Origin of the sequence: Kitasatospora cystarginea (assembly GCF_039533515.1) — a bacterium.
In the GTDB taxonomy this organism is placed as follows: domain Bacteria; phylum Actinomycetota; class Actinomycetes; order Streptomycetales; family Streptomycetaceae; genus Kitasatospora; species Kitasatospora cystarginea.
In genome coordinates this window covers 280797-292436 of the sequence record NZ_BAAATR010000005.1, presented here as the reverse complement: position 1 = coordinate 292436, position 11640 = coordinate 280797, and the positions used below count along the sequence as shown (strand labels likewise).

The 11640-nt window shown below is 70.4% G+C and carries 12 protein-coding genes; 8 read left to right on the top strand and 4 right to left on the bottom strand.

Annotated features, from left to right (window positions below; genetic code table 11):
- The first annotated feature begins 142 nt into the window (after nt 1–142).
- Entirely contained in the window at nt 143–1255 is a 1113-nt protein-coding gene (nicT, locus tag ABD369_RS08670; protein WP_344635661.1) for a Nickel transporter NicT, read from the top strand.
- Nucleotides 1256–1363: 108 nt separating this feature from the next.
- Here the strand turns inward: nicT and ABD369_RS08665 are convergent, their stop codons facing one another.
- The gene (locus tag ABD369_RS08665; RefSeq protein ID WP_344635660.1) at nt 1364–2287 is read right to left on the bottom strand and encodes an SGNH/GDSL hydrolase family protein; all 924 of its coding nucleotides are present in this window, start codon (nt 2285–2287) and stop codon (nt 1364–1366) included.
- A gap of 312 nt (nt 2288–2599) precedes the next feature.
- Here ABD369_RS08665 and ABD369_RS08660 point away from each other — a divergent pair, with 312 nt between their 5' ends.
- On the top strand, nt 2600–4255 hold the full coding sequence (locus ABD369_RS08660; protein WP_344635659.1) for an FAD-binding dehydrogenase: 1656 nt from the start codon (nt 2600–2602) through the stop codon (nt 4253–4255).
- A gap of 195 nt (nt 4256–4450) precedes the next feature.
- Here ABD369_RS08660 and ABD369_RS08655 read toward each other — a convergent pair whose 3' ends face one another.
- Nucleotides 4451–4885, bottom strand: coding sequence for a CBS domain-containing protein (locus ABD369_RS08655; protein WP_344635658.1), 435 nt, complete (start codon nt 4883–4885; stop codon nt 4451–4453).
- 410 nt (nt 4886–5295) lie between these two features.
- On the opposite strand from ABD369_RS08655, the gene ABD369_RS08650 reads away from it, so the two are divergent.
- The 3 genes from ABD369_RS08650 to ABD369_RS08640 all read left to right on the top strand — a co-directional run bounded on the left by ABD369_RS08650 (nt 5296) and on the right by ABD369_RS08640 (nt 7482).
- Nucleotides 5296–5757, top strand: a complete 462-nt coding sequence (locus tag ABD369_RS08650) for a (2Fe-2S) ferredoxin domain-containing protein (protein ID WP_344635657.1) — start codon at nt 5296–5298, stop codon at nt 5755–5757.
- 146 nt (nt 5758–5903) lie between these two features.
- The gene (locus tag ABD369_RS08645; RefSeq protein ID WP_344635656.1) at nt 5904–6704 is read left to right on the top strand and encodes an aminotransferase class IV; all 801 of its coding nucleotides are present in this window, start codon (nt 5904–5906) and stop codon (nt 6702–6704) included.
- Nucleotides 6705–6771: 67 nt separating this feature from the next.
- On the top strand, nt 6772–7482 hold the full coding sequence (locus ABD369_RS08640; RefSeq protein WP_344635655.1) for an MBL fold metallo-hydrolase: 711 nt from the start codon (nt 6772–6774) through the stop codon (nt 7480–7482).
- 16 nt (nt 7483–7498) lie between these two features.
- On the opposite strand, the gene ABD369_RS08635 is transcribed toward ABD369_RS08640, so the two are convergent.
- Nucleotides 7499–7972, bottom strand: coding sequence for a Dps family protein (locus ABD369_RS08635; protein WP_344635654.1), 474 nt, complete (start codon nt 7970–7972; stop codon nt 7499–7501).
- A 381-nt stretch (nt 7973–8353) separates the two neighbouring features.
- Between ABD369_RS08635 and ABD369_RS08630 the strand changes: the two genes are divergently transcribed.
- Entirely contained in the window at nt 8354–10012 is a 1659-nt protein-coding gene (locus ABD369_RS08630; protein WP_344635653.1) for a fibronectin type III domain-containing protein, read from the top strand.
- 77 nt (nt 10013–10089) lie between these two features.
- Here ABD369_RS08630 and ABD369_RS08625 read toward each other — a convergent pair whose 3' ends face one another.
- Nucleotides 10090–10572 carry a peroxiredoxin gene (locus ABD369_RS08625; protein ID WP_344635652.1) on the bottom strand — a complete coding sequence of 161 codons (483 nt, stop codon included), beginning with the start codon at nt 10570–10572 and terminating at the stop codon, nt 10090–10092.
- Nucleotides 10573–10687: 115 nt separating this feature from the next.
- Here ABD369_RS08625 and ABD369_RS08620 point away from each other — a divergent pair, with 115 nt between their 5' ends.
- Nucleotides 10688–11266, top strand: coding sequence for a Uma2 family endonuclease (locus tag ABD369_RS08620; RefSeq protein ID WP_344635651.1), 579 nt, complete (start codon nt 10688–10690; stop codon nt 11264–11266).
- Between the two features lie 34 nt (nt 11267–11300).
- On the top strand, nt 11301–11636 hold the full coding sequence (locus tag ABD369_RS08615) for a YnfA family protein (RefSeq protein ID WP_344635650.1): 336 nt from the start codon (nt 11301–11303) through the stop codon (nt 11634–11636).
- Nucleotides 11637–11640: the final 4 nt, after the last annotated feature.

The window sequence follows — 11640 nt, the reverse complement described above, 5'->3', positions numbered from 1 at the left end:
AATCCATGCACGAGTGGCCGCCCGGGGAATTTGCGGGAGCCGTGTGCGGGCGTCCTGTAGTTGCACATAGCTTGCAAATACGCATCGGTAGGGGGAAGGATGTCCCAGCTCAGCCGTGCCGTTATTCGGAGAGGACCCCTTCATGTCTGCGCCAAGCCGTCTCCGTGACCGGCTCACCCGGGACGAGTGGATCCGCCTCGCCGGTATGGGAGGCTTCGTCCTCGCGCTCCATGTCATCGGGTGGTTCACCCTGCTCGCGGTCATCGCGCCCAAGCACTACGACGTCGGCGGACAGGTCTTCGGCGCCGGGATGGGCCTGACCGCCTACACCTTGGGCATGCGCCACGCCTTCGACGCCGACCACATCGCCGCCATCGACAACACCACCCGCAAGCTGATGGGTCAGGGCAAGCGGCCGCTCTCGGTCGGCTTCTGGTTCTCGCTCGGGCACTCCTCGATCGTCTTCGGCCTCTGCGCCCTGCTCGCCTTCGGCATCCGCTCACTGGCCGGCCAGGTCGAGTCCGACGACTCCAACCTGCACAAGGTCACCGGCCTGATCGGCACTGGCGTCTCCGGCACCTTCCTGCTGCTGATCGGCCTGATCAACCTCGGCGCGTTCAACGGCATCCTCAAGGTCTTCCGCAGGATGCGGCACGGCGAGTTCGACGAGGCCGAGTTGGAGAAGCAACTCGACAAGCGCGGCTTCCTGAACCGCATCCTCGGCCGGGTCACCAGGGCCGTCACCAAGCCCTGGCACATGTACCCGGTCGGCTTGCTCTTCGGTCTCGGCTTCGACACCGCGACCGAGGTCTCGCTGCTGGTCCTGGCCGGCGGTGCGGCGGCCTTCTCGCTGCCCTGGTACGCGCTGCTGGTGCTGCCGGTCCTGTTCGCGGCCGGTATGAGCCTGCTCGACACCATCGACGGCTCGTTCATGAACTTCGCCTACGAGTGGGCCTTCTCCAAGCCGGTCCGCAAGATCTACTACAACCTCACCGTCACCGGGCTGTCCGTTCTGGTCGCCTTGGTGATCGGCCTGATCGAACTGATCGGCCTGCTCGGTGAGAAGTTCGACATCACCACCGGCCCGATCGGCTGGATCGCCTCCCTCGACCTCAACCTGGTCGGCTACGCGATCGTCGGTCTCTTCGTGGTCACCTGGGCCGGGGCGCTCGCCTTCTGGAAGCTCGGCAAGGTCGAGCAGAAGTGGTCCGCAGGCATGCGCGAGGCCGTTCCGGTGGCCGGCGACGGCGAGTAGGAGCCGAAGCCGCACACCGCAGGGCCGCGACCGGCGTTGCCCCGATCGCGGCCCTGCGGTGCGTCTGCGGCTGTGCGTCGGCGGAGCCCGGGCGGGCCGGCCGTCCGGTCAGCGGCCCAGCGCCGCCAGTACCGCCTTGGCCATCGCCCGCTCGCCGGTCGCGTTCGGGTGGAACGGCACGGCGGGGGAGCCGGGGAGGGCGCCCTCGATCCAGCGGTCCGTGGAACAGGCGTCGTGGCCCCTGGTGGCGGTGAGGGTGTCGACGTAGGTGGCGCCGCCCGCAGCGGCGGTGGTGGCGAGCATGGTGTTGAGCCGGCCGAGGATGGAGCGCAGGTAGGCGACGTCGCCGGTGGTGACGGGTTGGCGGCCGAAGCAGTCGTGCTCGTCGTCGGGGAGGACGGCCGGGTAACCGACCAGCAGGACCTTGGCGCCCGGGGCCTTGGCGTGGATCCGCTGGAGGGTGTCCGCGAGTTGCGGGGCGGCGGCGTTGATGCGGTCCACCAGGGTGTCCTCGCCGTACTGCCAGGACCAGGTGCTGAAGTCCCAGTGGCCGTGGGCGTAGTGGTCGTGGCAGGGGGTGCCGAGCGGGTTGACCACGGCACCGGCGATGCAGGTGGCGATGACGTCGCCGATGCCGATGTCCGAGGTGCCGAGATCGTTGCCGCCGATGCCGAGGGTGACCAGGTCGGTGTCGGCCTTCACCGCGTCCAGCTGCGGGTCGTTGACCCGGATGAAGGCGTCGTACTGGGGTGAGGTCATCGCCTTTATCTTGGCGGCCGCACAGGTCACATCGGTGTAGCTGGTGGTGCCGAGGGCGGCCGCGACCAGATGTCCGTAGTTGTGGTCGGAGCGCAGGCAGAGCCCGGCCGACTGGCCGGGCACGCCGGCCCCGGCGGCGTAGGAGTCGCCGAGTGCGACGTAGTTGCGGCCCGTGGAGGCGTGGGCGGCCGGCGCACCGAACGCGGTGAGCGCGGCGGCCGCGAGAACGCCGCTGACCAGGGCGGTTGTGCGCTTCAGGGCATGGCGGAGCACGGGTTCCTCCTGGGGGAGAGAAACAGGCGGTCGGGTGGGGGCGGCCTTGTCATGGACGTTTCCGGCTACCGCTTAGTAAGTTACTGATGCGTTAACAGCTTGTCCAGATATTCGGTCGTGGAAATCCGGGAATCACCGCGGGGCATTCGCGGAATTACGCTCCTCGGTGGAGCGAATTGGCAATTCGGATACGCCGTGGAGCGAAATGCGCCGAGCGCTTGTTACCGGCCGGTTGACCGGCGGCGGCCCGAGGCGCAGGATCGGACCACCCCGCCCGCCAGTTCAGCCCGGCCGACCTCCGGAGGATCCCGCATGGCACTGGACGCCGACGTCATCGTCATCGGAGCCGGCCTGGCCGGCCTGGTGGCCACCGCCGAACTCGCTGACGCCGGGCGGAAGGTGATCCTGCTGGACCAGGAGCCGCGGGCCTCGCTCGGCGGTCAGGCGCACTGGTCCTTCGGCGGCCTGTTCCTGGTCGACTCGCCCGAGCAGCGCCGGATGCGGATCCGCGACTCGCACCAACTCGCCTGGCAGGACTGGCTCGGAACGGCGGGCTTCGACCGGGCCGAGGACCACTGGCCGCGCCGCTGGGCCGAGGCGTACGTCGACTTCGCGGCCGGCGAGAAGCGCAACTGGCTGCGCGCACAGGGGATCCGGTTCTTCCCGGTGGTCGGCTGGGCCGAGCGCGGCGGGCTGCTGGCCAGCGGCCCGGGCAACTCGGTGCCCCGCTTCCACATCACCTGGGGGACCGGCCCCGGCGTCGTGGAGCCGTTCGCCAGGAGGGTGTCGGCGGCCGCCGCCCGCGGGCGGGTGGAACTGCGCTTCCGCCACCGGGTCACCGGCCTGTCGGCGAGCGCCGGGGTGACGGACACCGTCAGCGGGGAGGTGCTGGCGCCGAGCAACGTCCCGCGCGGCCGGGCCAGTTCACGCGAGGTCACGGGGAGCTTCGAGCTGCGCGCGCAGGCGGTGATCGTCGCCTCGGGCGGTATCGGCGGCAACCACGACCTGGTCCGCAAGGCGTGGCCCGCCCGGCTCGGCACACCGCCGGAGCGGATGCTCTCGGGCGTGCCCGCGCACGTGGACGGTCTGATGCTGGAGATCGCGGGCGAGGCCGGCGGCCATCTGATCAACGGCGACCGGATGTGGCATTACACCGAAGGCATCCGGAACTGGAACCCGATCTGGCCGAGCCACGGCATCCGGATCCTGCCCGGACCCTCCTCGCTCTGGCTGGACGCGCGCGGACGGCGCCTTCCCGTACCGCTGTTCCCGGGCTTCGACACCCTCGGCACGCTCGAACACATCATGACCACCGGCCATGACCACACCTGGTTCGTGCTCACCCAGAAGATCATCGAGAAGGAGTTCGCCCTCTCCGGCTCCGAGCAGAACCCCGACCTGACCGGCCGCAGCATCAAGGACGTCCTGGGTCGGGCGCGGTCGGGCGCACCGGGACCGGTCGAGGCGTTCAAGCGCAACGGTGCGGACTTCGTGGTCGCCCCTACACTGCCGGAGCTGGTCCGGGGGATGAACGCGAAGACGGACCAGCCGCTCATCGACGAGGCCGAGCTGCGCCGCGAGATCGAGGCGCGCGACCGCGAGATGGCCAACCCGTTCAGCAAGGATCTCCAGGTGACCGCGATCCACGGCGCCCGCCGCTATCTGGGTGACCGGCTGACCCGTACCGCCGCCCCGCACCGGCTGCTCGACCCCGGGGCGGGCCCGCTGATCGCGGTACGGCTCAACATCCTCACCCGAAAGTCGCTCGGCGGACTGGAGACCGACCTCTTGGCCCGGGTGCTGCGGGCGGACGGATCGCCGCTGGAGGGCGTGTACGCGGCCGGGGAGGCGGCCGGCTTCGGCGGCGGCGGGGTGCACGGTTACCGCTCCCTGGAGGGGACCTTCCTCGGCGGCTGCCTGTTCTCCGGCCGGATCGCGGGCCGGGCGGCGGCCCGCGCCACGGCGTGAGACCCGCACCCGCTCGCCTGCGGCCCCTCACCGAACGCCGTCCCGGGGCGCGAGCAGGCGCTGGTGCGCTCCCTCCGTACCCCGAGACGCCCAGGCGGGCGCCCGGGGCGGTGCGCCGGCGCGACAAGCGGCGAAGGAGCGCCACCCGACGCGGCCGAACGGGCCGCGGGGTGACGCTCCCGGCGAGCGGTGGCGTCAGCGGTTGACGTAGACGCTGTCCATGAAGTCCATGAGCTGCTTGTCCGTGAGGCGCTGCCCCTCACGGTGGCCCATGGCCAGGTCGGCCTCGCTGATCATGCCGACCAGTCGCTCGTTCTCGATCACCGGGATGCGGCGGATCTGGTGCTGCTCCATCTTCTTCAGCACTGTCTCCATGTCGTCGTCGGCGCGGACGCAGTGCAGATGGCCGGCCAGGTCCATGGCCTTCATGTCGGCCGGGTCCTTGCCCTCGGCGATACATCGGACGACGATGTCCCGGTCGGTGATGATGCCCTTGAGCTTCTGGTCGGTACCGCAGATGGGCAGGGCGCCGACGCCCTTGTCCCGCATGATCTTCGCGGCCTTGTCCAGGGTCTCGTCGGCGTTGATGCACTGGGCGCCGGCGTGCATGACGTCACGTGCTGTGATCACGGTTTAATCCTCCTCGGTCGCTCCGCTCCGGCGGCAGCGCCGTTCGCAACCGCTCGAGACGCGGGCGGAGAGTGGCGATGTGGTCACCATAAGCACCGGCGCGCCGGCGCGCGCGGCGGAGCGGGTGGAGGAGGGGCGAGGGCAGCTGTCCCTCCGTCGTGGCGGGCGGTCCGCTCAGGCGCTGCCCACTGGCCGCCGCCCGCACCACCGGTTCGGCCCCGGCGGTCGGTGGTGCAGAATCTTGTGATCACGGGGGTGTTCATCGCCGCCCCGGCGACCCGGGACCTGGTCGGCGCTTCAGCTGCCGCCCGGTGTCGCGGGAGCACGGGGCCCACCGTGATCGTCGGTCTCAACGGCCTGCGGCTGCCGCGCGATCGGGTGCGGCGGCGGGCCCTGACGGAAGGAAACCGATGGCTCGTCGTGCCGCCGGTAAGCAGCAGCCCACCGACCCGGCTGCGGCCAACGCGTCCAAGCAGGCCCGGCGTTCGAAGGCGTCCGGTGCCGACGCGGGCTGCACGGTGACGGTCTGCCGGGGTTGCTGCTGCGGCACCACGGCCAAGCACCCCGAGGTGGACCACGCGGCACAGCTGGTACGGCTGCGCGAGGGCGTCGGCGAGGCGGGCCGGGTGCGGGCGGTGCCCTGCCTGGACGCCTGCGACCACTCCAACGTGGTCGTGGTCAGCCCCTCGGCGGCCGGACGGCTGGCGGGCGGCCGCCCGGTCTGGCTCGGCTGGGTGCTGGCCGACGACATGCTGGACGAGATAACCGAGTGGGTACGGGCGGGCGGCCCCGGCGTCGCCGAACCGCCGGGCACCCTGGACCTCCAGGAGTTCGCGGTCTCCCGTCGCGTCCGCGAGGGCCTGCGCGACTGACGGTGCGGTGCGCCCCGGTACGGGTCCCGGGGGCCGGTTCCCGTGCCGTACCCGGGGGCACGGCGAGTCGCGCGAGCCCGCCGCAGGGCCCGCACCCGAGCGCCTCGGCCGCACGGGCTCCGCGACGAGCTGCCATGATGGGCCGCATGGAGGACCAGCGCGCACCCGGCACGGCGGAGCTGAACGGAAGGCCGGTGAGCCCGGCGGAGCTCCAGGCGCTGGCGCTCACCGGGTACGGGCACTTCACCACCATGCTGGTGGAGGACGGCAGGGTGCGCGGCCTGCCGCTGCACCTGGAGCGGCTGGCCCGGGACTGCCGCACGGTCTTCGGGACCGAACTGGACCTCGGCCGGGTACGGGAGTTCGCGCGCCGGGCGGTACCGGTCCGGGGAGCGGTGGTGGTCCGGGTGACCGTCTTCGACCCGGCGCTGGACCTCGGCACGATCGGCTCGCCCGCCGAGCCGCAGCTGCTGGTGACCTCCCGCCCGGCGGGCGGGGCGGGGCCGCTCCCGCCGCTGCGGGTCCGTTCGGTGGCGTACCGCAGGGACCTGCCCGCGGTGAAGAGCGTGGGCCTGTTCGGCTCGCTCTGGCACCGCCGCCAGGCGCAGCGGGCGGGCTTCGACGACGTGCTGTTCGTGGACGGTGAGCGGGGGATCTCCGAGGGCAGCACCTGGAACATCGGGTTCGTCCGCGGCCGGCAGGTGGTCTGGCCCGAGGCCGAGCACCTGGTGGGGACCACGATGGAGCTGCTACGGGGGCTCTACCGCTGCGACTTCGAGCGGGTGGGCCTGGCGGAGGCGGCGGGTTTCGAGGCCGCGTTCGCGACCAATGCCGCCATCGGCGTCCGGGTCGTCGGCAGGCTGGACGGCCTCACCCTGCGGGCCGAGCACCCGGTGATCGAGGAACTGCGCGCACAGTACACGGCGCTGCCCGGTGATCAGCTCTGAGCGGATCCGGTTCGCTCACAACGAAGTCGGGTCCCGATCGGGCGGGCCGTGATGAAGGATCGGCGGCATGGAGACGTTGGAGATCCTTCCGGAACGGCTGTACCTGTTGGGCTGCGAGATCGGGCACGTCTATCTGTGGTGTGACCCTGGGGAGTTGACGCTGGCCGACACGGGAGTGGCCGGCTCCGGGGAGGTGATCGCGGAGGCGATCCGGGGGATCGGACGCGACCCCGGCGAGCTGCGCCGAGTGCTGCTGACCCACTGTCACGAGGACCACACGGGTTCGGCAGCCGAGATCGGCGCGTGGAACGGCGGTTCGGTCCAGGTGCTGGCGCACCGGCTGGACGCTCCGGTGATCCGGGGCGAACGGCCCGTGCTGCCACCGGTGTTCGACGACGCCCCGACGTGGGAGCGTGAACTCTGGATGGCCAAGCCCGAGTTGCCGGCGGCACCGCCCGCTCGGGTGGACGTCGAGCTGACGGACGGCGACACCGTCGAGTTCGGCGGTGGAGCGAGGGTGGTGGCGGTGCCGGGGCACACGGACGGGAGCGTCGCGTTCCACCTGCCCGGCCCGGGCGTGCTGTTCACGGGGGACGCGGTGGCCAACGTCGCCGGACAGACCATGCTCGGGGTCTTCAACCTGGACCGGGCGCGGGCGATCGAGTCCTTCCGCCGGCTGGCGGAACTGGACGTGCGGGTGGCGGTCTTCGGTCACGGCGAGCCGATCACCAGCGGCGCCGCCGCCGCTCTGAAGGCCGCGGCGGCGACCGCCGTCTGAGGGTGGAGCCGAGCGGTCAGGCGGTGTTCTCGGCCTGGGCCATCCAGGAGTACTTCTCCAGATCGGCGGTGAGCCCGATCAGGATGTCCTGACTGACCGGGTCGGGGTCGGCGGTGGCGGCGATCCGCTCGCGCATCCGGACGATCACCGCGCCCAGCGCCGCGACCAGGGTGCCCACCGTGGCGGAGTCGGTGACGGCGCCCTCGGGAGCGGTGGCGATGCCGCTGCTCCCGGACACCGTCTTCGCCCGGCCGTCCGGGGAGACGCCGATGGCCGCCGCCCGCTCGGCCACGGTGTCGGCGTGCTGCCGGGCGATGCCGACCACCTCGTCCAGCTGGAGGTGCACCGAGCGGAAGCGCGGCCCGACCACGTTCCAGTGCAACTGCTTCGCCACCAGGGACAGATCGATCAGATCGACCAGTGCGCCCTGCAGTGCCTCCCCGACCACCTTGCGGTCGGCCTCCGGCAGGGGGCTCTTGACTCCGTACATCGGTTCGGCTCCTTCTGGTGCGACTTCGGTGACTGGTGTGCAACTCCGGCGGCTGGTGCGACTTCAGCGACTGCGGCGGCTGTTGTGGTGACCATGGCCCGGTTTCGCGGGTCAGCCTCTCACAGCACCACTACAAAACGGTCATATCGCCCAATGTGCCGGGGTGTCCCCTTCGTGGTCCGGCTTCGCGCCGAGCCCGGTGAGGGTTCTTCGGTCAAACCAGCGTCAAATGACCGCCAGTCAAGAGGTCTGCCATCACAGGTGAATCACCGATTCTTTGCGAACGCATGGGCGAAACTTGCGGTCTGGCACATCGACACGACAACGGTTGTTCACCGAATGTCCGTGTGCGGGCAATCCACCGCTGCGAATCTCCACGCCATGGATATCCCACGCATGGGCGTGCCCGAGAAGCTCGCCGACCGGATGAGCATGGCCGAGCAGCACGAGTACCTGCGCAGCAGGTTCTCCCGTCGCAAGGCGCTGCGGATCGGCGCCATCTCGGTCGGCGCGGTGGCCGTCGGCGGCGCATTGGGCAGTGGCACCGCTTTCGCGGCCCCCGCCACTCCGGGCCTGCCCACGGCGAGCGCCACGGAGGGCATCAACGGTTCGCTGGTCGCCCCGATCGGCCGCCACCTGGCCTTCGGCGCCGAGCCGGACACCCGGTTCCGGATCTCCTGGCAGGTCCCGGCCCCGGTCAAGCGGCCGTTCCTGCGCTTCGGCAAGCACCCCTGGTCGCTCAGTCACAAGATCCAGGCCGAGGTGCGCGCCCTGCACACCCCTGCGCTGACCCCGACCGGCACCCCGGTCGACCAGTACTACCTGCATGTCTCGCTGGACGACCTCGACCCGGACTCCACCTACTACTACGGTGTCGGCCACGACGGCTTCGACCCGGCCTCGCAGCAGGCCATCTCCACCCTCAGCACCTTCCGCACCGCGCCGTCCCGGGACTGGCGCTGGGGCAAGCCGTACGCGCCGTTCACCTTCACCGCCTTCGGTGACCAGGGCGTCAGCTCGCACGCCGCCGGGAACGACCACGTCATCCTGGCCCAGAAGCCGTCCTTCCACCTGCACGCCGGCGACATCTGCTACGCCGACCCGATGGGCCAGGGCCAGGACTCGGACAGGACCGCGTACAACGCCAAGACCTGGGACGACTTCCTGGTCCAGACCGAGACCGTCGCCTCGAAGATCCCGTGGATGGTCTCCTACGGCAACCACGACATGGAGGCCTGGTACTCGCACAACGGGTACGGCGGCGAGGACGCCCGCTTCTACCTGCCCGACAACGGCCCGGACCCGCGCAAGGCCCCCGGTGTCTACGCCTTCAAGTACGGCAACGTCGGCGTCATCTCGCTGGACGCCAACGACGTCTCGTACGAGATCCCGGCCAACCTCGGCCTCACCGCGGGCAAGCAGACCAAGTGGCTGGACCGCAAGCTGTGCGAGCTGCGCTCGGACGACAGCATCGACTTCATCGTGGTCTTCTTCCACCACTGCGCCTTCTCCACCACCCACCAGCACGCCTCCGAGGGCGGTGTCCGCGAGGCCTGGGTGCCGCTCTTCGAGAAGTACCGCGTGGACCTGGTGATCAACGGCCACAACCACGTCTACGAGCGCACCGACGCGATCCTCGGAAACAAGGTCTCCAAGGCCGTGCCGAGCGGTGAGAGCATCGAACCGGCCAAGGACGGCGTCGTCTACGTCACCGCCGGTGCGGCCGGCCGAAGCCTGTACAGCTTCGACTACCCCGACACCTACGAGGGCCACGAGCACCGGGTGGACGAGGTCAAGACCTTCCACTTCGGCAAGGGCGGCGCGAAGGTCGAGGAGACCGTCGAGTGGTCCCGGGTCCGCTACACCGGCTACTCCTTCATCAAGGTGGACGTCACCCCGGCCCACCCCGGCCGTAAGTCCTCGATGAAGGTCACCGCCCTGGCGGAGGACGGCACCCAGATCGACCACTACACCATCCTGCGCAAGGCCGGTGAGAGCTGGGACGACGACGGCGACGACTGGTCGTGGCTGAGCCGCTGACCCTCTCCGCCTGACCCCGATCCGAAGGTGGCGCCACTGGACCGCACCCGGTGGCGCCGCCTTCGCCGTGCACGTGGTCAGGCCTTCAGTGCCGCCAACTGCTCGGCGAGGGTGTCGCTGTGCTGGAAGGTCAGTCCGGCCAGCGCCACGTGCTTCCAGCGCACCGCCCCGTCCTCGTCCAGGACGAACACCGAGCGGCGCAGGCCGAGCCCGGGCACCGCGATCCCGTACGCCCGGGCCACCGCCCGGTCCGGATCGGCCAGCAGCGGGAAACCCAGGCCGTGCTTGCGCGCGAACCGCTCATGGCTGTCCAGATCCTGCGGGCTGATCCCCCAGACCTGTGCGCCCAGCCCCTTGAACCGCTCCAAGTCCGAGGTGTACGAGCACAGTTGCCTGGTGCACACCGGGGTGTCGTCGCCCGGGTAGAACACCAGCACCAGCGGTCGGCCGTTGGCCTCCGCCAGCCGGTAGGAGCGCCGCTCCACCTCCCCGTCGGTGAGCAGTACACCGTCCAGTACGAACACGGGAGCCTTGCTTCCGATTCCGGGCGACTTGGCCATCGAACTCACTCCAGGGCAGGCGGTCGTTGTGGTAGTACGGTGGCACAGGAGTGGTGTCTGCCCCGGCAGAGCCGTGCACGAGCCCGCCACCCAGTCGATCGCCGAGGAGCCCATGATGACCGCGATGGCCACCGACCGGCCGCAGATGAGGGTCGAGGAGTTCGAGCAGATCGCAGCTTCGGCACCGGAGACGGTGAGGCTGGAGTTCATCAACGGAAAGCTGGGGGTCAAGGCGGTGCCCGACGGTGACCACGGTGCCATCGTCGTGTGGCTGACGCGGCGGTGCATGCAGCACCGGCCCGATCTCGATCTGTACAGCGAGCAGGGCCTCCGAGTGGAGCGGTACCGCAACGGCTGCGCCAGGCCGGATGCCTCGCTTGTGCCGATCGACTACTTCGTCGGCCAGGGCGAATGGGCGGATCCATCCGGAGTCCTGATGGCGGTGGAAGTCACCTCCTACGATCGGGATACCGACCGACGCGACCGGGTGGAGAAGCCGTCGGCGTATGCCGAGACCGGTATCCCGGTGTACCTGCTCGTCGATCGGGAGAGCTGCGAGGTCACCGTGTACAGCCGACCGGAAGGCGGGAAGTACCGGACCTGCGTGACCACGGCACTCGGCGATGACGTGGAGCTGCCGAGCCCGGTGGGATTCGTGCTGGAGACCGAAACCCTCAAGAGCTACGTGCGCTGAGGACACCCCGGTCGCACCGCTAGGCTCGCTGGTCATGACCGTCGTACGCTCCGCCCTGCTGTTCGTCCTCGCCGCGATCCTGGAGATCGGGGGTGCGTGGATGGTGTGGCAGGGGGTCCGCGAGCACCGGGGGCCGGCCTGGGTCGGGGCGGGCGTGGTCACCCTCGGGGCGTACGGGTTCGTGGCGACGCTGCAGGCGGACAGCCACTTCGGGCGGGTGCTGGCCGCCTACGGCGGGGTGTTCGTGGCGGGCTCGCTGCTGTGGGGCGTGCTGATGGACGGCTACCGGCCGGACCGGGCGGACGTCATCGGTGCGCTGATCTGCCTGGCCGGTGTCGCCGTCATCATGTACGGACCGCGGGGGCGTTGAGCCC